Source organism: Pontibacter sp. CAU 1760, from assembly GCF_054482735.1.
This window is the reverse complement of sequence record NZ_JBTLRL010000001.1, coordinates 63,114-83,759: the sequence shown is the minus strand read 5'-3', so window position 1 is coordinate 83,759 and position 20,646 is coordinate 63,114. Positions and strand designations below refer to the sequence as shown.

General features: G+C 52.9%; 19 protein-coding genes. 7 read left to right on the top strand and 12 right to left on the bottom strand.

The window, feature by feature from the left end; genetic code table 11:
* Nucleotides 1-445: 445 nt before the first annotated feature.
* The 3 genes from ACXYMU_RS00355 to ACXYMU_RS00345 all read right to left on the bottom strand — a co-directional run bounded on the left by ACXYMU_RS00355 (nt 446) and on the right by ACXYMU_RS00345 (nt 6,781).
* Nucleotides 446-1,330 (bottom strand): hydroxypyruvate isomerase family protein, encoded by an 885-nt coding sequence (locus ACXYMU_RS00355; protein WP_458984358.1) that lies wholly within the window; start codon nt 1,328-1,330, stop codon nt 446-448.
* Between the two features lie 44 nt (nt 1,331-1,374).
* Nucleotides 1,375-4,482 carry a PVC-type heme-binding CxxCH protein gene (locus tag ACXYMU_RS00350; protein WP_458984357.1) on the bottom strand — a complete coding sequence of 1,036 codons (3,108 nt, stop codon included), beginning with the start codon at nt 4,480-4,482 and terminating at the stop codon, nt 1,375-1,377.
* A 781-nt stretch (nt 4,483-5,263) separates the two neighbouring features.
* Nucleotides 5,264-6,781 carry a malate:quinone oxidoreductase gene (locus ACXYMU_RS00345; protein WP_458984356.1) on the bottom strand — a complete coding sequence of 506 codons (1,518 nt, stop codon included), beginning with the start codon at nt 6,779-6,781 and terminating at the stop codon, nt 5,264-5,266.
* Nucleotides 6,782-7,201: 420 nt separating this feature from the next.
* On the opposite strand from ACXYMU_RS00345, the gene ACXYMU_RS00340 reads away from it, so the two are divergent.
* The gene (locus ACXYMU_RS00340; protein WP_458984355.1) at nt 7,202-7,378 is read left to right on the top strand and encodes a hypothetical protein; all 177 of its coding nucleotides are present in this window, start codon (nt 7,202-7,204) and stop codon (nt 7,376-7,378) included.
* A 71-nt stretch (nt 7,379-7,449) separates the two neighbouring features.
* On the opposite strand, the gene ACXYMU_RS00335 is transcribed toward ACXYMU_RS00340, so the two are convergent.
* The 5 genes from ACXYMU_RS00335 to ACXYMU_RS00315 form a co-directional block, all read right to left on the bottom strand.
* Nucleotides 7,450-8,058 carry a sterol desaturase family protein gene (locus ACXYMU_RS00335; protein WP_458984354.1) on the bottom strand — a complete coding sequence of 203 codons (609 nt, stop codon included), beginning with the start codon at nt 8,056-8,058 and terminating at the stop codon, nt 7,450-7,452.
* 82 nt (nt 8,059-8,140) lie between these two features.
* Nucleotides 8,141-8,665: a shikimate kinase gene (locus ACXYMU_RS00330; RefSeq protein ID WP_458984353.1), complete on the bottom strand. Its 525-nt coding sequence runs from the start codon at nt 8,663-8,665 to the stop codon at nt 8,141-8,143.
* Nucleotides 8,666-8,754: 89 nt separating this feature from the next.
* On the bottom strand, nt 8,755-9,816 hold the full coding sequence (locus tag ACXYMU_RS00325; protein WP_458984352.1) for an ABC transporter permease: 1,062 nt from the start codon (nt 9,814-9,816) through the stop codon (nt 8,755-8,757).
* Between the two features lie 131 nt (nt 9,817-9,947).
* Nucleotides 9,948-11,051, bottom strand: coding sequence for a BT_3928 family protein (locus ACXYMU_RS00320; RefSeq protein WP_458984351.1), 1,104 nt, complete (start codon nt 11,049-11,051; stop codon nt 9,948-9,950).
* A gap of 173 nt (nt 11,052-11,224) precedes the next feature.
* The gene (locus tag ACXYMU_RS00315) at nt 11,225-11,770 is read right to left on the bottom strand and encodes a DUF1599 domain-containing protein (protein ID WP_458984350.1); all 546 of its coding nucleotides are present in this window, start codon (nt 11,768-11,770) and stop codon (nt 11,225-11,227) included.
* Between the two features lie 43 nt (nt 11,771-11,813).
* Between ACXYMU_RS00315 and folP the strand changes: the two genes are divergently transcribed.
* Both folP and cdaA read left to right on the top strand, forming a co-directional pair.
* Nucleotides 11,814-12,671: a dihydropteroate synthase gene (gene folP / locus ACXYMU_RS00310; protein ID WP_458984349.1), complete on the top strand. Its 858-nt coding sequence runs from the start codon at nt 11,814-11,816 to the stop codon at nt 12,669-12,671.
* Nucleotides 12,668-13,510 (top strand): diadenylate cyclase CdaA, encoded by an 843-nt coding sequence (gene cdaA / locus ACXYMU_RS00305; protein WP_458984348.1) that lies wholly within the window; start codon nt 12,668-12,670, stop codon nt 13,508-13,510. The genes folP and cdaA overlap by 4 nt, the downstream gene beginning before the upstream one ends.
* Before the next feature lie 33 nt (nt 13,511-13,543).
* Here the strand turns inward: cdaA and ACXYMU_RS00300 are convergent, their stop codons facing one another.
* From ACXYMU_RS00300 to ACXYMU_RS00285, 4 genes are all read right to left on the bottom strand, one after another.
* On the bottom strand, nt 13,544-13,741 hold the full coding sequence (locus ACXYMU_RS00300) for a PLDc N-terminal domain-containing protein (RefSeq protein ID WP_458984347.1): 198 nt from the start codon (nt 13,739-13,741) through the stop codon (nt 13,544-13,546).
* 210 nt (nt 13,742-13,951) lie between these two features.
* Complete coding sequence (gene kbl / locus ACXYMU_RS00295) at nt 13,952-15,142, bottom strand: glycine C-acetyltransferase (protein ID WP_458984346.1); 1,191 nt, start codon at nt 15,140-15,142, stop codon at nt 13,952-13,954.
* A 50-nt stretch (nt 15,143-15,192) separates the two neighbouring features.
* On the bottom strand, nt 15,193-15,360 hold the full coding sequence (locus ACXYMU_RS00290; protein WP_458984345.1) for a hypothetical protein: 168 nt from the start codon (nt 15,358-15,360) through the stop codon (nt 15,193-15,195).
* Entirely contained in the window at nt 15,360-16,457 is a 1,098-nt protein-coding gene (locus tag ACXYMU_RS00285; protein ID WP_458984344.1) for a hypothetical protein, read from the bottom strand. Before ACXYMU_RS00285 ends, ACXYMU_RS00290 begins: the two co-directional genes overlap by 1 nt.
* 349 nt (nt 16,458-16,806) lie before the next feature.
* On the opposite strand from ACXYMU_RS00285, the gene ACXYMU_RS00280 reads away from it, so the two are divergent.
* The 4 genes from ACXYMU_RS00280 (at nt 16,807) to ACXYMU_RS00265 (ending at nt 20,617) form a co-directional block, all read left to right on the top strand.
* A complete protein-coding gene (locus tag ACXYMU_RS00280) occupies nt 16,807-17,766 on the top strand; it encodes an NAD-dependent epimerase/dehydratase family protein (RefSeq protein ID WP_458984343.1) in 960 nt (319 codons plus the stop codon).
* A gap of 131 nt (nt 17,767-17,897) precedes the next feature.
* On the top strand, nt 17,898-18,620 hold the full coding sequence (locus ACXYMU_RS00275) for a DUF3891 family protein (protein ID WP_458984342.1): 723 nt from the start codon (nt 17,898-17,900) through the stop codon (nt 18,618-18,620).
* A gap of 81 nt (nt 18,621-18,701) precedes the next feature.
* Nucleotides 18,702-18,863 carry a hypothetical protein gene (locus ACXYMU_RS00270; RefSeq protein ID WP_458984341.1) on the top strand — a complete coding sequence of 54 codons (162 nt, stop codon included), beginning with the start codon at nt 18,702-18,704 and terminating at the stop codon, nt 18,861-18,863.
* A 299-nt stretch (nt 18,864-19,162) separates the two neighbouring features.
* Nucleotides 19,163-20,617 carry a DUF4403 family protein gene (locus tag ACXYMU_RS00265; RefSeq protein ID WP_458984340.1) on the top strand — a complete coding sequence of 485 codons (1,455 nt, stop codon included), beginning with the start codon at nt 19,163-19,165 and terminating at the stop codon, nt 20,615-20,617.
* Nucleotides 20,618-20,646: the final 29 nt, after the last annotated feature.

Genomic DNA, 20,646 nt, shown 5'->3' with positions numbered 1-20,646 from the left:
CGCATGCTGCACGCTGGCATAAAATGCTCGGCTAAGTGTTAAAAGCAGGCTCACTGATTGCCCCCTATGTAAGATAAAACCGAACCGGTTTCATTTACCTTTAATCAGTGGCCACGATTGAGGCTAATGCTCTGTGGATATGGCAACAGTATTTCGTGGTTAACTGTAGTCTTCAATTTTGATATCTAAATATAAGTGCTCTTTTATAGAAATAAAAACACTTTGCATATAAAAAGTAATTAATTACTCATTTTAAATTTACCCTTGCAGCTTTAATTATTTCAAATTATTATACCCTAAAACATATGTTCGTTTTAGGGTATAATCCTAGGCTAAAAAGTAGTTCTTACTTGCCATGTGCCTCCCTTGTAAAACATGGCTAATCAAACTATGACATTACTTAGAGATAAACTATTAAGCATTAGCTTCTTACTTCGAAAATCACTTACACATCACAAATAACCACGCTGTCGCGGAGCGAGGTCAAAGGCTCCTTTGATTTTGGGATGAACTCCTGCCCCACATACCCCTTGAAGCCAGTGTCTACAATAGCTTGCATGATGGCCGGGTAGTATAACTCCTGCGTATTATCAATCTCGTTGCGGCCCGGTACCCCGCCGGTGTGGTAATGCGAGATATAGGGATGATATTCCTGAATGGTTCGGATCACGTCGCCTTCCATAATCTGCATGTGGTAAATGTCGTACAGCAGCTTGAAACGATCGGAACCAATCATTTTGGCCAACTCAACGCCCCATTTGGTGTGGTCGCACATATAATCCTTATGGTTAACCTTGCTGTTGAGCAGCTCCATCGAGAGGGTAACCTTGTGCTTTTCGGCCGTCTTCATCAGCCGCTTCAGCCCTTTGGCGCAATTTTCCATACCCTGCTCATCGCTCATTCCGTTGCGGTTACCAGAAAAGCAGATGAGGTTATCCAATCCGGCGCTGGCCACTTTCGGAATCATGGCCTCGTAGCGTGCCACCAGCTCATCGTGGTATTTCGGGTCGTTAAAGCCTTCGGTCAGGCTTTTCTCTGCGCCCCAGGCCATGGCACAAGTTAGGCCGTACTTCTTAAGTGTTGGCCATTCGTCCGGCCCCAGCAACTCGATTGAGCTTAAGCCAATCCCCTTGGCAGCTTTGCATAGCTCTTCCAGGGGAATATCTTTGTAGCACCACTTGCACACTGAGTGCTTGATCTTGCCTTTCAGCCTGATCTCTTTAGCGCCTGCTGCCTTCAAGGGCTCCGGCAACAACATGGCCGAGGCAAAAAGCGCTGCTCCGCCGGCCATGTGTTTCAGCGCATTGCGCCGGTTAGATGGGATCTTCATATCTTCTTAGTAGTGAGATTCTGCTCTATACTTTTATCAATACTTTATCTGGCAGAAACGGTGTTGCCTACGGGCTTTTTGAGTGTGTATAAGTACTCAACCAGGTCAACCAGTTCCTGCTCCGACATCCCCTGCTGCAAGTTCGCGGGCATAATCGAGTGCTCCATTTGTGTCTTCGCGACAACATTGGCGCGCTCATAGCGGTTCTTCATACCGCCAGGGCTTACCAGCTCCACTTCACTTTCCGTTTCGCTGGAGATAATGCCCGCCACCTCACTGCCATCCTTCAACTTCAGCACATAGCCCTCATACCCAAAGCTGATTCCGGCGTCCGGGTGCAGGATGGATACGTAAAGGGCATCTTTCGTCAGCTTGCTACCAATCTGGGTAAGTGCCGGGCCAAAGTTAGCGCCGTCGTTGCCCACCTGGTGGCACACGCTGCAACTCTGCTGAAACATCTGCCTGCCTTTCAGCACGTCGCCAGACCGCATGGCCAACTCGCTAATGGGCGGCAGGGCCTTGCCTTCCGTGGCGTTCACAGCTTTCAGATACTTCAGTGCCTCATCCCGAATGGCGGTGCGCATAGCCCCGGCCAGGGCAGCGGATGCAGCCGGCTCCAGCGCCTTGGGAAGCTTACCGCCTTTCACAACCTGCATCAGCCGCTCTTCTCCGCTCCAGCCAGTACCAAGTGCCTTCACGGCTGCTTTGCGTACTGCCATCCCCTCGGATTTATTGAGCATCACCTCCTCTAGCAGCCCCATCGATTCATTGTTACCTATCCGGCTGAGCGCTTGCAGCATGCGCAGGGCTTGCTGCTCATTTTTTCCGGTAATCGTTTGTTTGATCAGGGCTGTTCCACCATTGTTCAGCAACAGCTTTGCCGCCTCTACCCCGAGGCTACTGTCCGGGCGAGCGAGGGCCAACCGAAGCAGGGCTGGGTTCTGGTTCTTTAGTTTATAGCGCTGCACCAGGTCCACAAACTCCTGCGTCCCCTCCAGCGCTGCCAATGTCCGGTTGAGGACAGCCTTTGCTTTTGGCGACTTAGCCAGGCTCTCCGGGCCGATGTGATTCAAAGTTAATTTGGCGATTTCCGCCTGGTTAGGCCCGGTAGCATCCAGTAAACCCAACAGTGTCTTTTCCTTTGCCGGATCCTGGACAAAATCAAATGCCCGGAAGTATTTTGCCCTGTCGGCTGCCGGGGTCTCCTCCGCTGTGATGTGCCGCGCCAGGTAAGGCAATGCCAGCCCGGTACGTGCGCGCCATACAATCTGCCGGCTGGCCGGGCTGTTCAGTTCTTTGCCTGCTTCAGCCTGGTAGGCTGTAAAGAACTTGTCCCACTGCCCGTCTGCACCTATGCCTAATGCTTCCAGATACCAGCGGTCGTTGCCGTCGTACTGCTGCGCCAGCGCTGCCCAAAGCGCCGGAGCCTCTGCAGCCGTGTTATGGCGCAACGCTATGGCAGCTTCGCGGCGCACCTGCGGGTCAGGGTCTTTTACCAGTTGCCGGATGTATGGGATGGTATTAGCTGCCTCCTGCCGTGCAATGCGAAGGCCGGTTATCCGTATGTCCGGGTTCTTGTCTTTCAAGGCTAGCCGAATATACTTGTCTTGCCGCCCTTTTATCTTGGCCAACAGCCAGAGTGCCCGGGCCCGCATGCGGTCGGTGTCCGACTCCCAAAGTGTCAGGAGCGCAGGTTCCGCCTTTGCACCCCAATTGTGCAACTGCTCCCAAGCCAAGTATCGCGTGGCCAGATTAGGGCTTTGCAGCGCTACGACAGCACTTTGCGGTGACGTAAGGTCAAGCTTGGGGGTATGATAGGGCGTTTGTGGGGGCGCTATCCTGAAAATGCGTCCTCTGTTGATGTCGGCCATCTGGTGGCCACCTACCCCAGGGTCATACCAGTCGGATACATAGATAGAGCCGTCTGGAGCCACGCTCAGGTCAGAAGGCCGAAACCACTGATCGCGCACGCCTTCCACCAACGGCACGATTTCGGCCTTATACCCTGCCCCATCCGGGGTTACGGGGTAGGCTCGCACAGTATTGGGGCCAGCGTCCGTGTGGATCATCTGGTTGCGGTATACCTCAGGCAGCAGATTCCCCTCGTACACCACCATACCTGTAGGTGAGCCGGCACCTGTTTGCAGCAGGTTCGGAATCGAGCCGGGGTCGTTCTGGTGCCAGTGCTGCAGGGGAACTTCCTTCTCCATGTTGGTGCGCCGTGAGCGCCACCCGGCCCCTGTCATCTCATCTGTATAGCCATAGTTGCCATACTCCATCACGTAGTTGATACGCACGCCTTGGTTGCCATCATCATCGTTATCAGACTGCCAGAGGGTCCCATAAGAATCCACGGCAGCCTCGTAGTTGTTGCGGAAGTTATGCGCCAGCACCTCGAAATCGCTTCCGTCGGGGTTTACCCTAAAGACCATACCCTGCCGGTAAGGCTGTCCACTGTTGTTCACTTGCTTGCCATCTTTATCCACCACGGGCTTGCCGTTGCGGTCCAGAATCTGCCGTCCTTCATTGCCGAAGTTAAAGTACAGTTTTCCGTCCGGACCAAAGGAGAAAGAGTGGATCGCGTGGTCATGCTGCACACCGCCTAAGCCGGAATAGAGCACCTCCTTTTTGTCTGCCACATCATCGCCATCCGTGTCGGTCAGCAGAAACACATTTGGGCTGCTACTCACAATTACCTTATTGCCCAGCACCGCCACCCCAAGCGCCGCGTCAATGTCCCGCCCCTGGTAAAACACCTTGGCAGTGTCAGCGTGCCCGTCGTCATTCAGGTCTTCCAGGATCAGGATGCGGTCCCCGGCCTCCCGCTGCGGGTTGTTCGGATTCAGCTCGTTGCGGTAATTATAAGCTTCGCATACCCACACGCGCCCCTTGGCATCTACATCGATGTTGGTGGGGTTGCCCATCATGGGTTCGGAGGCAAACAGCTTGACTTCTAAGCCCTCAGCAGCCTCCAGGCCCAGCACAGCGTTTTCAGGCAGCCTTTTCTGCTCCTCTGTTAGCTGGCTATACAGTTCCTCGCGCTCCGCCCTCGATTGCAGGGGAAGGGCGGCTCCGTCCGGCTTCAGGTTGTGGCATGCGGGCAGTGCCAGCGCGCCGGCTAAAAAAGCTATTGCTAAAATGGTTTTGTTCATTGCTCTGTATTTTAACTCTTATGCCATGGCATAATTGCCGTGGCGAATACCGACTATGCTACAGAAAAACACTTCTTGAGTCGCTGCGATAGTACCTTAAGTCCTAGCTTCTGAAGTCAATCGTACAGATATGGTCCTTTAGGCTAGTTCCTACACGATTGGCCAGTGCATTATTTTATAGCGTACATCTAACACTTATTCGCGTGTGCGTGCGTCTTGAAGGATAGAGCAGAGCCCTTTACTTCTGGTTGTGGTATTGTTAGATGTATTTTGTTGACGATGCTGTGCAGACCCGCCGCAAGCAAATGCTGATGCCCACTAACGTATGCGCAAAATTGCTACGTACTGGAAACTGATGTGCTGAAATGCCCCCTCTGTATGCGAAAACCGATTCGGCTTTGAATACCTGTTTATCAGCTCTATCAGTATGCCTCCTGCAAGGCTGGAATTGAAATAAGCTTTACGCCAAGACTGCTCAGTGTCAAGAGCATCTGTGCTTTATGTATGCTAAATATAAACGCTCTTCTATTAAAAAGAAACTATTTCAGCATAAATAGTAATTAATCACTCTGAATATCAAAATTATATAGCTACTTATTTGACAATAAGTATTGCGTGTTACCAGTGCACCGTGGCACAGGAGATTTGAACCACCTTCCGGACCAAATGCACAAAGCCTGACTCTGCGAAAGGGCACACCATAAAAAGAAAGCCCCCGCTGCAGGAGCGCATGTTTATGCGCTTCCTGCAGCGGGGGCCTCTATAAAATATATGCTGGGTGCTATTTCTGCACTTGTTCCTGCTCGATGGTCTTCAGACCAAGCACCTCGCTGGTATGCTCACGCACTTCATCCAGCAGAAGAGCGTTGTCTGCCAATGAGTCGCCGTAAGACGGAATCATCTGCTTCATCTTTTCCTGCCATTCCGGGGTCTGGATTTGCTGTGGGAAACAGCGCTCGATTAACCCCACCATGATAGACACAGCCGTGGAGGCCCCTGGCGAAGCACCTAGCAAAGCCGCAATGGAGCCATCGGCTGCACTTACTACCTCCGTTCCGAATTCCAGCACACCGCCATGCTTCGGGTCTTTTTTGATCACCTGCACCCGCTGGCCCGCAACCTCAAGCTCCCAATCTTCACGCCTGGCATCCGGGAAGTACTCCCGCAGCGAAGCCATTTTGTCTTCAGGCGACTGGCGCACCTGGTCGATGAGGTACTTGGTGAGCGGCAGGTTCTTAATGCCGGCCGCCATCATCGGCCGCAGGTTGTTTATCTTGATGGAACGCGGCAGGTCCAGGTATGACCCGCTCTTGAGAAACTTGGTTGAAAACCCGGCATAAGGGCCGAAAAGCAACTCGCGTTTTCCGTTGATCATACGTGTATCCAGGTGCGGCACCGACATAGGCGGGGAGCCAACAGCGGCCTTGCCATACACTTTCGCCTGGTGTTTCCTGATCACGTCGGGGTTGGTGCACTTGAGCCACTGCCCGCTTACCGGGAAGCCGCCATACCCTTTCCCTTCCGGTATACCTGATTTTTCGAGGAGGTGCAGCGAGCCGCCGCCTGCCCCAATAAAGACGAATTTAGCCAGCACCTTCTGCTTGTTGCCCGTTGCCAGGTTCTTCACTTTAAGCTGCCATCTGCCATCGTCGTGGCGCTTTAACTTGCGCACGTCGTGGTTAAAATACAGCGTAACCCCTTCCATCTCCTTCAGGTGGTCGAACATGCAGCGCGTCAGCTCCCCGAAGTTCACGTCGGTTCCAATGTCCATGCGGGTAGCGGCCACTCTCTGCTTGCCGCGCCCCTCCATAACCAAAGGCATCCACTCTTCAAGCTCTTTCGGGTCTTCAGAGTACTGCATCCCCTGAAACAGGTGGCAGGCCGTCAGGGCGTGGAACCGCTTGCGCAGGAAGCTCACATTGTCATCGCCCCACACAAAGCTCATGTGCGGGATGCTGCGTATAAAGTTTCCGGGGATTTTAATGAGATCGCGCTCGATCAGGTAGGCCCAGAACTGCTTTGACACTTCAAAAGACTCCGCTATTTTAACTGCTTTATTCGTTTCGACCGTGCCATTGGGCAACTCGGGGGTATAATTTAACTCACAGAAGGCCGAGTGGCCTGTACCTGCGTTATTCCAGGCATCTGAACTCTCTGCCGCCGCCACATCCAACCGCTCATAAATCGCTATTTTAAGATCAGGCTGTAACTCTTTCAGCAGCACGCCCAGTGTGGCACTCATGATGCCCGCACCAATCAGAACCACTTCCGGGTCTGAAGAATTATTGCTACTATTCATATACTTATGTAATTTTCAAAAGAACAATAAATTCGTAATACTGTTCAAAACTCAAGAAAGCCTACGAAATTTATATCCAAACGACCCATAATTTTACTAACAATGTAAATATACAACTCAATTCTTGCGGTAACAGCAGTGGCACAGCATTTTAATTTTGCCAGCCCGGCTTTCCCATCCTTGGTATACCTACTCGCCCCACCATACGCTGCGGCTTATGCCGCTGTTATTCTTTCTGCAGGCAAATGCTTGTCAACTTGTATCCCTCGTCCTCGCACGGAAGTCTCATTTTCCCTTGCCTTCAACCTTTTTGAGCCGGTGGCAGTAAACAAGTAACATGGCGATATTATCATATTATAACCTGTTAATACTTCGCCAAATAAAACAGGTCTCAAATAAAACCATATTATCCCTACAACTATGAAAAATATAAAAGCCTACTTTATACCGCTCATCGTGCTACTGTCCTTGACATTGAGCAGCTGTGAGCTTGTCGGCGATATCTTTGAAGCTGGCATGTGGACAGCCCTGATCATCATTGTTATTATCGTGTTGCTCGTTACATGGCTCTTCCGCAAATTTAGAGGCCGAGGTTAATCACAAAAATGATTTCAACTATGCATAAAAAAGGGAACCATCACTGGTTCCCTTTTTTATGCATGCTTGCTTTAGCGGGATCGCTTCGGCATAGTGCCCAGCACATAGTCCCAAAGCGGCGACGAAACCCCGTAAGCCACGTTTGGGTCTTTATAATGATGGATGCTGTGGTGCACCCACAGTGTTTTCAGGAAGTTTTTAGGGGGCGCATAGGCGTGCACGGCATAATGCACAAACAAGTACATCGCGTAGCCAAATAGCAACCCGGCCAGGATACCGAATACAAAAGCGCCGAACACCAGCTTGAAGACAAAGAACAAAAGCGACGAGATTAAAACACTGACAATGGGAGGCATTGCAAGCCTTTCCTTATCCTTGGGGTACTCGTGGTGGTTGCCGTGGAAGGTATACTGGATCTTGGCTTTGGTTGGCGTATCGGTATCCATGTGGAACACAAAGCGGTGGGCCATGTACTCCATCAACGAAAACAGCAGCCAACCGATGATGAACAAGCCCAGGGCTTCCAGCACACCTATAAAGCTGTGCGTGATGCCATAGTAAATCAGGCCGATGGCGATGGCAACAAATATGGAAATAGGCAGTGCAATGTGTGTTCTGGTCAGTCTTTCCAGTAAAGGGTTACTGAAGATTTGCGCACGCCCTTTATGATTGGGTTTCATAGAGATGTTTTGCTAAACTTTTAAGCTGCAAAAATAAGATATATTTGGATGCAGGTGCACATAATGCACCTTATAATATCCTTTATAACGAGCCTCCCTCGTTATGGTTGAATAATTGTGCCAACGCCGCCACCCCTATGGCCGGGCCCGTCAGGATGGCGTGCGCACGCCCGTAGAACTGCCGCCGTTGGTCTAATGTTTTGGCGAGGTATGATTTTATTTCATCTGGTGTTTTGCCAGCCAGCAAGGGCCTGACCTGCAAATCGGTAACCATCAGCCTGTTGGCGATTTCGTTTGTAGGCACATCCAAGAAAGCTGTTTTGCCATGGCTGTTCATAAAATCCATGTTGTCGAAAAAACAAGGGGCCCCTCCGCCCGTTGACACCACTGCCTGATCGAATTCCTGTACCACGGCCTCAAGCGCTGCCCGCTCCAGCTCCCGGAAATGCGCCTGCCCCTCCTGCTCAAACAGTTGGGCAATCGTGCGGCCTTCACGCTTCTCTAAGTAATCATCCAGGTCCACAAAAGGGTATTGCAGCTGCTCAGCCAGTTGCTTACCCAGCGTTGTTTTGCCGCTTCCCATCATACCGACTAAGAAAATGATCATGCCCTTGCGTTAAGAATTAGAAATTAAAGATCCGGAACACTCCATAGAGCGCCAGCCATTGGTAATCGGGGTTTGTAACCCGCAACTCTCTACTCCAGCTTTACCCGCGGGTCCAGCAGGGCGTAAAGCACATCCACAAATATATTGATGAGGACAAACAAGAAAGCCACAAACAGGGTAGCGCCCATCACCAACGGGAAATCCAGGTTTTGTACAGCTTGCAAGGTTACGGCGCCCAAGCCTTTCCAGTTAAAGATATACTCTATAAAGAAAGCACCTGCCATCAGGGAGGCCAACCAACCCGATACCGCTGTCATAACCGGGTTAAGTGCGTTTTTAAGGGCGTGGCCAGTGATGACCCTGTAGCTGCTGAGGCCTTTGGCGCGCGCCGTCCGGATATAGTCCTGGGAAAGCACATCCAGCATAGAGCTCCGCGTGAGCTGCACCACAATGGCCAAGGGCCGGATGCCCAGGGCTATGGCTGGCAGCAGCAGGTTGCGCAGCATCAGTTGCCGCCCCTCAAAAGGGTCTATCTCGTACAGTTGTCCCGTCAGGCTCAGGCCTGTCCAGTCGCTCCAATAAAAGCCGAAGGTAATGGCAAACAGGATGGCCGCCACAAAAGAAGGCACCGATATCCCCAGCACCGACGTCGTAATGAGGGCATGGTCCCAGAAGCTGTGGGGCCGCAGCGAAGCCAGCACACCAAACAAAATACCGAATACCGTCGCGATGAGCATGGCAGCGGCGGCCAGCCAAAGCGTTCCCGTAAAATGATCGAGCAGGATATCGGTAACGCTTTTGTTACTCTGGAAAGAACGGCGCAGGTATGGTGTCTTCCAAACCAACACATCGTCCCCAAAATCAACCAGGGGGGTATAATCGTATTTTTCCCGGTTCGCCTCCGTGTCCTCATGCACCGAGAGCGGCGACACGTCGTTCATGTAATAAAGCAGCTGTAGCGGAAGGGGCTTGTCCAGGCCCAGGTCTTTGGTGATGGCTTCGCGGGTGGCCAGGTCAGAGCGTTGCCCCGCCAGCAACGCTACGGGGTCGCCGGGGAGCACGTTAAACAGGAAAAATACCGCCACCAGCACGCCCAGCATAATCAGCAGTCCGTGGCCCAGGCGACGCAGCATAAATCCCAGGAATTTCATTTGTTGGTTGTATTTTGTTTACCGTGTCGCGTGCCTCGCTTTTCGATGGTAACCATACTGCCTTTCGAGCGCTTTGTTCCTATCGAAGCGGCAGGATTAATCTCACCCGAAAAACGGGCAATGGAAAACGGCTAAGGATTACTGATGAGCAACTCCTCCACCTCTTCCGGCTCCGGGGTGTCGTTGTGGTGCCATTTGCCACGTACAATGCCGTCCTGCAGCAGCAGCACGCCCGGGTTAGAGCGCATGATGGTTTTCAGCACCGTACCATCGCCATAATAGTACGGGACAGCCAGGTTCACGTCGTGGCGAAACACCTCAAACTCCTGCCCGCTACTGCTTGTGATCACCATGGGGGTGACACCTTGCTTTTCAGCCGCTTTTACCAGTGTTTTGATCTTGCCGATGTTTCCGGTTTCGGCCTTGTCCACGCGCTGCACCAGAATCAGCAGCTTCTTCCCTGTCAGTACCTCCTGGGTAAAATCGGCTGTATCGTTCCATACATTAAAGTCGGTGATTTTAGGGCCATCCTCGGGGTTAACCGCCACCATCTCTTTGAATTTGTAGGTCGTGTCGGTTGGGTACTCCTCAAACTCTTCCTGCCGCCCGTCTTTCGTCATGATGTACTTATACCGCAGCGGTGCCGATGGTTTCATGAGTTCCGGGATGTTGTTGCCGACTTTGTAGGCGCGGAAATCGATGTAAGGCAGGTGCTCGTAGGCATACCACCCCACCATGATCGAGATAGCCGCGGTGATGATGGTAATGACCGCGCCCGAGGCAGGACGCATGAAGGGCTTTAGGTACTCTTGCGTGAACAGCAACACCACGATCATCACCAACAGCACGACATCCTTGGTAAACGATTCCCATGGCGTCAGTTTGATGGCATCGCCAAAGCAGCCGCAATCCGTCACTTTGTTGAAATAAGCTGAGTAGAAGGTCAGGAACGTGAAGAACACGATCATCAGCAACAGCAGCGTCAGGATGGTCTTCAGTTTCCAGCGCACCAGCAGGGCTACCCCCAGCACGATCTCCGCCGCACTCAGGAAGATGGAAAGAAACAGCGCATAAGGTTCAAACGACTTAAAAACAGGCGAAATGTCTGTGGCGAATACTTCAAAGTACTCCTCCAGCTTGATGGCTGTGCCTACCGGGTCGTTGATCTTGATCAACCCTGAAAATATGAAAAGCACTCCTACAAAGAGCCAGAAGAATTTGCTTATATATTTCATTCCTTATGTTTAACCTCCCCCTGCCCCCTCCTAAAAACAGGAGGAGAATGTAATGTATGGGAGTATCATTAATTTTAAACTTAAACTACCTAAGAAGGCTTCATCACCGCTGATCACCGAAAAGCAATGAGCGAGCTTTCCCCTTCCTGCTTTTAGGAAGGAGCAGGGGAAGGTTACCCCGCGAACCCCGATTTAATCAAAGCAAACACGGCATAGTTGATCATGTCGCGGTAATTGGCTTCCACACCCTCTGAGATCAGCGTCTGCCCGGCATTGTCCTCAATCTGCTTGGTGCGGAAAAGCTTCATCAGGATAATATCGGTGATGGAACTCACGCGCATGTCACGCCAGGCCTCACCGTAGTCGTGGTTTTTGGCCTGTAGCAGCTTCACGTTTTCCTCGATGTGATGGGTATACTGCCGCTCCACCTCCTCAGCAGGAAGGTTCATCGGCGCGTCGGCAGGCAGGTGCAGCTGCATCAGGGCAATCACGCAATAGTTGATAATCCCCACAAACTCCCCGCTGATATCGTCCTCCACCAGCTGCTTGCCTTTCTCCTGGATGGAGCGGATGCGCTGGGCCTTGATGAAGATCTGATCGGTGATGGAAGGGAGCCGCAGTACGCGCCAGGCCGTGCCGTAGTCCTTCGTTTTCTTCACGAAGGTGTCTTTGCAGCGCTGCACTACCTGATCATATTCCTGAAGTGTTTGATTAATCAACTTTTTAGCTTTAATTTTAAAATCAACAGACTTAAATGCACCATTGGAAGCGAAAGATACGCTTTTTAGCACAAAAACCACACTGAACTGCCGCGGAAAGCTCCTCTCTCTGGACGCCCCGCTAGTGATGGGCATTTTAAATATAACCCCCGATTCTTTCTATGCCGGCAGCCGCCTGCAAACAAATGAAGCGGTGCTGCAACAGGCACAGCGTATGCTTGCCCACGGCGCTGACATACTGGATGTTGGCGGCTATTCCTCACGGCCGGGTGCCACGGATATCCCGGAGCAGGAAGAGCTGGACCGGGTAGTGCCAGCTATTGAAACCATCATCCGGCATTTCCCGGAGGCAGTGATTTCCGTGGACACCTTCAGGGCCACAGTGGCTGAGGCTTCCATCCGGGCGGGGGCAGCCATTATCAACGACATTTCGGGCGGCACCCTGGACGCGGGGATGTTTGCCAAAGTGGCGCGGTTGCAGGTGCCCTACATACTTATGCACATGCGTGGAACGCCGCAGACCATGACGACGTTGGCAAAGTACGACGACGTGGTGATGGAGGTAGTGGACGAGCTGCAGGCGAAGGTCGCGGAGTTGAAACAGTTGGGCGTAAAAGACATCATATTGGATCCCGGCTTTGGGTTTGCTAAAACTATAAGTCATAACTTTGAGTTGCTGCGCCGCTTGGTTGAGTTGCGTATCTTTGGGCTACCGGTGCTGGCAGGCCTTTCCCGAAAATCGATGGTCTATAAAACCTTGGGGATAGCGCAAGCGGATGCCCTGACTGGCACAATAGCCTTGAACATGATGGCGTTGATGAAGGGTGCAGCCATTTTGCGCGTGCACGACGTACAAGAGACCAAGCAAACGATAGAACTTTACAAGAAAACAATACTTTGATCTTTTTATTCAGCATTGGCTTTTTAGAGATAGAACTGCTCGATATCATTGATATCCTGCTCGTGACGGTGCTGCTGTACCAACTGTACAAGCTCCTGACGGGTAGCGTGGCGCTGAAGATCTTCCTGGGCCTGCTTTCGATTTACCTGCTATACCTGGTGGTGCGTGCCGCCGGCATGGAGCTGCTCACGATTATTCTGGGCCAGTTTATGGGCGTGGGGGTACTGGCGGCCATCATCGTGTTTCAGCCCGAGATCAGGCGCTTCCTGCTGCTGATCGGCAAGACTACCGCTTTCAACAACGACCGCTTTTTCCGTGGATTCCCCTGGCGTCGCGAGCAAAGCGAGAAACTCAGCCTGACCCCCTTTATCGAAGCTGCCAAAACACTGGCTGGCAAAAACACCGGTGCTCTGATCGTATTCGCGAAAAGCTCTGAGTTGAAATACTATGCTGAGTCCGGCGACTTGATTGATGCGGTTATCTCGAAACGGTTGCTGATGTCGATCTTTAACAAGAACAGCCCGTTGCACGATGGGGCTGTGATCATTTCCGGAAATCGCATCAAAGCGGCCCGCTGTATTCTGCCAGTTTCGGAGAACCAGGACATACCGGCTTCGATGGGTTTGCGCCACCGAGCGGCTATCGGCCTGACTGAGATCACAGATAGTATCGTGCTGGTAGTGTCGGAGGAGACAGGACAGATCGCTCTGGTTCGTAACGGTGAGGCTTACCGCAATCTTTCATCGGCTGACCTGCGCATCAAGCTGAATCAATTCCTGTTCGATGCCGACCAACGGGCAGTAGCCACCACACCAGAAAAATCAGCCAGCGCGGCTTAACAGCCATACCGAATCAAAAGATTGTAGGGAGTTCTACTGTTTCCTGAACCAATAGATCCAGTAGGTGGCGGGGCCTAGTACCGGCAGTACCCACAGGGCCACCATCCAGGCCAGGCGCTGCGTTACGGTATACCGCGTCCGGAAAATCAGGTGCACCAGCGATACGATGACCAGCGCGTAATTGAGGGCAATGAAAAGGGCGACAAAGGGACTAGTCTCGATTATATCCATTGAACTGCAGGCAGCCTGCTTTTTTTAGAAAAGCGTTTCACTTATAAACCACATGAGGTACAGCACAAAAGGCGCGCAAAGCAGTCGCTGACCAGCCTTCTCTTTCCATTTCCCATACCCACCTTTCCTGTTTAACTGTTCAAGATATAAAATGGCAAAGCCACTCCCAAATCAGGAAGTGGCTTTGCCAGTATAAAATAATTTGAGGGCTTATTTCAGCACGCCCAGCTCTTTGCTAACTTCGGTAAAGGCGGTGATGCACTTGTCGAGGTGCTCCTTGTCGTGCACCGCTGACAACTGCACCCGGATACGGGCCTGGCCTTTTGGCACCACCGGGAAGTAGAATCCGATTACATAAATGCCTTTGTCCAGCATACGGGCCGCAAACTCCTGTGCTAGTGGCGCATCGTACAGCATGACCGGCACAATCGGGTGGTCACCTGGCTTGATGTCGAACCCGGCAGCCGTGATTTGCTCACGGAAGTACTTGGTGTTCCACTCCAGCTTGTCGCGCAGCTCGGTGGTAGAACTCAGCAGGTCCAGTACGGCAATAGAAGCGCCCACAATAGACGGAGCCAGTGAGTTGGAGAACAGGTATGGACGTGAGCGCTGGCGCAGCATGTCGATGATCTCCTTGTGGCCCGAGGTGAAACCTCCCATCGCACCACCCAGTGCCTTGCCCAGCGTGCCCGTGATGATGTCGATCTTGCCCATCACGTTGCGGTACTCGTGCGTGCCGCGGCCGGTCTTGCCCAGGAAGCCCGAGCTATGGCACTCATCCACCATGATCAATGCTTTATACCTGTCTGCCAGTTCCACAATCTTGTCGAGCTGCGCGATGGTGCCGTCCATCGAGAAAGAGCCATCGGTTACGATGATGCGGTGCTTGGCGTCTTTCGCCTCCTGCAGCTTTGCCTCCAGGTCGGCCATGTTGTTGTGCTCGTAGCGGAAGCGCTGCGCCTTGCACAAACGCACCCCGTCAATGATAGAGGCGTGGTTCAGGGCATCGGAGATGATGGCAGACTCCGCATCAAACAGAGGCTCGAACACCCCGCCGTTGGCATCGAAAGCCGCCGCGTACAGAATGGTGTCCTCGGTGCCGAGGAATTCCGAAATTTTGCGCTCCAGCTCCTTGTGGATGTCCTGGGTGCCGCAGATAAAGCGTACCGAGCTCATCCCGTAACCATGCGTGTCGATGGCTTCCTTTGCCGCCTCAATCACGCGCGGGTGCGCCGACAGGCCCAGGTAGTTGTTGGCGCAAAAGTTCAGCACGTGCGGCTGCTGCGTAGTGTCAATGTCAGCGCCCTGCGGCGTGGTGATAATGCGCTCCTGCTTATATAAGCCCGCCTCCTGAATCTCCGTCAGCTGCTTCTCTAAATCTGGTTTTAACGTTTCGTACATGGTTGTTAGTAGTTATTCGTTTCTCGCTTGTGTTCTAAAGTGGTCTCAACTTATACCCCGGTTGCTTCGCCTTCGTCCGGCTTTGGAGGAGGGCGGCGCATGATAGGGCGCTGGCGCGGGGGAGTTGGCTTGGGAGCTTCCTCCGGCGCAGCGGCTGGTTGCTGTTCGGCAGGCGCATCAGTCTCCTCGGCCCGCTGTGGTGGTGCAGGTCGCTTCATCACGGTTTTGGCCGTGGCGGCTTGGGCGTTTCTGCGGGGGGTGCCATTGTTTCTTCCGAAGCCGGGGTTGAAGCAGTATCCTCGGGTGCTGCCGTATCGGCCGGTGGTTTCTTCAAGGCCGTGGGCCGCTTCATCACCGGTCGGGGCCGCAAAGTTTTAGGAGCTTCCTGCGGCACCTCCGCTGCTGGTTCCGGCGTTGCTCCTACTGGCTGGCTTGGCTCCTGAACTGCTGTATCCTCTGGCTTCTGCTCTAAAGCAGCCGGCCGCTTCATCACCGGACGGGGCCGTGGTGTTTTCTGGGCTTCCGGTGCACTAGGGTCCGTAGCCGGGCTTTTAGTTGCATCTGCTTCCGGCGCCGGTTTCTGCAAGGCAGCAGGGCGTTTTATGATTGGCCGCGGGCGTGCTGCTGGTTTGGCAGCAGGTGTTGCTTCTGTCTCCGCCTGCTGGTCTGATGCCGTATCTGCTTGTTGGTCTGCTGCCGGGATGGTTGGCTGCTCTTCTTTGTTGCCTTGTTTCTGAAGCGCCGCAGGCCTTTTGATAACGGGCCTTGGCCTCGGAGCAGTTTTATCGCTGGCTTCGGCGGGCTGGGTTGTGTTGTTTTCTTCTGCCGGTGCGTCTCCCTCGGCTGCCGGCTTCGACATAACCGGTCGTTTTATAACCGGTCGTGGCCGAGCGGCAGGCTTCTCTTCGGCGGCACCTTCCGTTGGTGCGCTTTTCGCAGGCTTTTTAGGCAGGGCAGCAGGGCGCTTCACTACAGGCCGTGGTTTTGGCGTAACCTCCTTTTCTTCAGATGTTTCCTGTGGAACATCTGGGGCAGGGGTTGCTGGCGCGGCCGTTGCTGGCCGGGCTGCAACGGCCCTTCGGGCAGCCGGGCGCGGCGCCTCGACAGCAGGGGCCGGGGCGGCTTTAGGTATATCCGCTTCAGCCAGGTGGTAGCGCAGGCGCACGTTATTTAGCTGCATTTTCACGGCGATGGCAAAGCTGTTGGGGTGCATCTGGGTATACATCTCCTGCCACGCCACGTAACGTGCCGGTTCGCCAGCTGCAAAAGCCGCCTGGTTCACTCTTTTCTTGATCAGGTATTCTTCAAACGTCATGCTGTAAAGGCTTAGCCTACCTGTTGTTTGCCTGCAAAGTTACAGGCTTCGGGGGCACCCGCATTGCTTCGTCTTAAAAACGTTGCTGTTCTCAACAAATATAATAAAATCCGCTGTGCTCCTGTCACCTCATATCCACAAGCTGTGGCATTGCTAAATCTGCAACTGCGTTCTTTATATCTTAGAGGCTGCGCAACGTTTGCACCAGATGTTTACAATCTCCATATCACACAGGTTAAAAGGGCTTTTTTGAGCGCATGTTGTGCTTTTTATGCTGTGCTCATTCTTCTTCCGGCTGCTTTCAGGATTGAACTGAAATAGGTTACTTTGCACAAATTTGATGATTGAAATGGCAAACTCACCTGATACAATATTAGTGATCGGCGCCTGTGGGCAACTGGGTTCGGAGCTTACCCTGGCTCTGCGGGAGATGTATGGCGGCGCGAATGTGGTGGCGGCTGACGTGGCGGCACCGAAGCAGGCTGACCTCCGCGATTCCGGCCCTTTTGAGCAGGTAGATGTCCTGGACATTAAAATGCTTGCGCAAGTTGCAGCCAAGTACAAATTCACCCAAATATACCACTTAGCGGCTGTGCTGTCGGCTACCGGCGAGCGCAACCCCAAGTTTGCCTGGCGCCTGAACATGGAAGGCCTGTTTAACGTGCTGGACCTGGCCCTGGAGCACAAAGTAAACCGGGTATACTGGCCGAGCTCTATTGCCGTTTTTGGCCCGAGCACCCCGCGCCAGCATACTCCGCAGCAAACCATCATGGACCCGAACACGGTGTATGGCATCAGCAAGCAGGCCGGTGAGCGCTGGTGCGAATATTACTTCCAGAAGTATGGGCTGGATGTGCGCAGCCTGCGCTACCCTGGCCTGATCGGGTATAAAGCCCTGCCGGGCGGCGGCACTACCGATTATGCCGTGGACATTTATCACAAGGCACTGGCCAGCGAGACGTTTGAGTGCTTCCTGAGCGAAGGCACTTACCTGCCGATGATGTATATGCCCGATGCCCTGAAGGCAACCCTGAACCTGATGCACGCCCCGGCTGACCAGATTAAGGTGCGCGACTCCTATAACCTGGGTGCCATGAGCTTTGCCCCGGAAGAGATCACAGCTTCTATCCGCAAGCACATCCCGGATTTTGAGATTGTGTATAACCCGGACGCGCGCCAGAAGATAGCGGAATCGTGGCCACAGAGCATCGACGACAGCGTGGCCCGAAATGACTGGGGCTGGCAGCCAAGTTATACCCTGGATAGCATGACGGAAGACATGCTCCTGAACCTGAAACAAACTGTGTAGGCTAACGTGCCATAACGATTATAGAAACGGTTGATGCTGCGGCGTCAACCGTTTCTGCTTTTATACCCTGTCAGCCTCTCAACTTTCTCCGGCAAAAGCAGTTTATACCTCGGTAAGGAAAACAAGAGAAGATGATTGTAAACGCGATACCCGAAGGCTGGGAAATCATTTATCAACAGGCGCATGGCGTGCTGGCAGCGCAACTGGCGCACCACCTGAAACCGGAGTTGCGCTGCCCCCATTGGGTGGAAACCCTGGTAGCCATCGCCAACCACGACAACCGGCAGAAAACCTGGCGCGGAAAGGACGGACTTACGCCAGCCGGTGCCCCCGCCGACTTCACGCTGCAGCCCACCACGCTGGAGCAGGCACAAGACCTGATGCAGTCCGTGCGGTTCCAGAGCCGCTGGGTAGCCCTGCTCACCTCGATGCACATGAGCTTTCTGTATGAGGCCCTGCGCGAAAAGCAAAAAAACGCTGTTGCCTTTCTGGATGAACAGGTGCAGTTGCAGCAGTCTTGCCGAAAAAGCTTAGGTATAACCAAGCAGGAAGCCAACCGCGCCTATGCCATCATGCAGTGGTGCGACCGGCTCTCGCTAATCCTGTGCCGCCAGGAGGTGCCCGCCGATGGCCGCGCACTGGAGATTACCGTTGGGCCGGACGGGCAAACATACTTCATCAAGCAACAGGAGGAGGAACTTCACGTGGAACCTTGGCCTTTCGCGACTGAAAAAGTGCAAGTGCAAGTTGAGTACAGAACGCTCACGCAGTTGCACTTTAAGGACGACGCTGAACTAACAAAAGCGTTACACCAAGTAGAGGCAAAGTACAGAGAGTGGGCCTTCGGTAAATGAGTTCTCCCAATCTATACCAATGTTCTCACACTATATAAAAGCTTTATATATTTAGTGTTGTTAACCACTGCTATTAGATACATGAAAACAAGACTTGCCCTCCTTGCCCTTGCCTGCGGCATTACATTCGCTGGCAACGCACAAACCACAACAGACGAAACACTGAAGCCCGTTGCCGGAGACAAAACCTTTGTGGCTGGTTTGGGAGGAGCTTACCGGAGGTACAATTCAAGAACGATATAATTGCCGCTGAAAACTATATCTAAGAAGACTATAGCAACTTTAATTTCTCTACGTTCAGCATTGGAGGGCTACGGGTGAGTTTTGCATTCTAAGTTCTTCGTTAACCAAAACCAGGAAATGCCAGCCACAGGTAATTGATTCCAGCTGGCATCTCCTGCTTTTGGTTTGTTTTGAAACATGTGAAAGCACTTCACTAAACCTCCTGAAAATTAAAAATTTACGGCACGGCCCTTGCCGGGTATAGCTGATATAAGAAAGGCGTGCTAACTTGCGCCACTTTTTTATAATCAGCAAAATACGTGAATAAACCCATCTTCAAATTATCGGCCTGGCTTGTAGCTATTGTTTTGTCAGGCCATACCCTGCAGAGTTGCTCCAGCACCAGCAAACTGAACGCAAATGCACCAGCCAGCACTACTGTGGCGGCGCCTGCTTATACCCCACAGATTTCCTCTATTGCGGTGCCGGTGTCTATCTCTATTGCAGCCATGGAAAACCGCCTGAACCAGGAGGTATCGGGTGTGCTTTACAAAGACGATAACCCGAACGACGACAACGTGGCTGTAACAGTGTCTAAAAAAGGCCGGATGAGCATCAAGGCAGAGGGCGACAGGGTATACTTTAGCGTTCCGCTGCACATTTACGCTAAAGGCCGCTGGAAATGGGACCCCTGCAAGTTCTGCCCGGCCATCGACAAGACCGAGGATACCAGCTTCGACATGGTCATCAAAACAGAGAGCAAGATTGGCCTGACTGAAGATTACCGCATCAACACCGTAACGAGCGGCGACTTTGAATGGGGCAATACCAAACCCACCCTCGAGCTCGGTCCCCTTAAAATTGGCCTGGCCCGCTTTGTGGAGCCGGCGCTGCGCCAGCAAATGGGTACCCTCTCCAAGCAGCTCGACAAAGAACTGCAGCAGCACTTGGACATGAAAAAGTACGTGACCGATGCCTGGCTGCTGCTGCAGGAACCTGTGAAGCTGGACGATGGTATGAATGCCTGGCTGAGTGTGGTGCCGCAGGAAGTGCGCATGGCCCCGCTTCAGGCCAAGAACGGGAACCTCAACACGCGCCTGGCCATTACCTCTTACATCACCGTCAGCACCGATGGCAAGCCACAGCTGAAGCCTAACAAGAACCTGCCGAAACTGATTGTGGACAAGCGCCTGGCGGATGATATTCAGGTGGGCCTGACCACCACCATCCCCTATGCCCATGTCAGTAAGCTGCTGCAGGAGCAGGTAGCCAACCAGACTTATAAATTTGACGGCGGCAAAAGCCAGCTGACGGTGAAGAACGCGGCCATTACGCCCGGCGGCGAGCAGTTGGTGCTGATGCTGGATGTGGACGGCAAAACCAAAGCGGGCCTGTTCACCAAGAAAATAGTGGGCAAGATATACCTGCGCGGTACGCCTTACTACGACGCCACCACCGCCTCCATCAAAGTCCGCAACGTAGACTATGACCTGGAAACGAAGGACAGGCTCCTAAGCACCGCCAGCTGGCTGGCTAAAAACAAGTTCCTGGACATCATACAGCAGCAGGTAAACTTCCCGGTGCAGCAGCAACTGAACGACACGAAAAAGCTGTTGCAAACCTCCCTCGACAAGCAGGGCCGCGTCCATGAGTCGCTGCTGTTGCGCGGCACCATCCACGACATCACCCCACAAAACATCTACCTCACGCCAGAGGGTATAAAAGCAGTCGTGAACGCCAAAGGCACCCTGACGGCTACGGTGGACAAGCTATAGGTATAATCTAAAACAGAAAATGGCCGCTC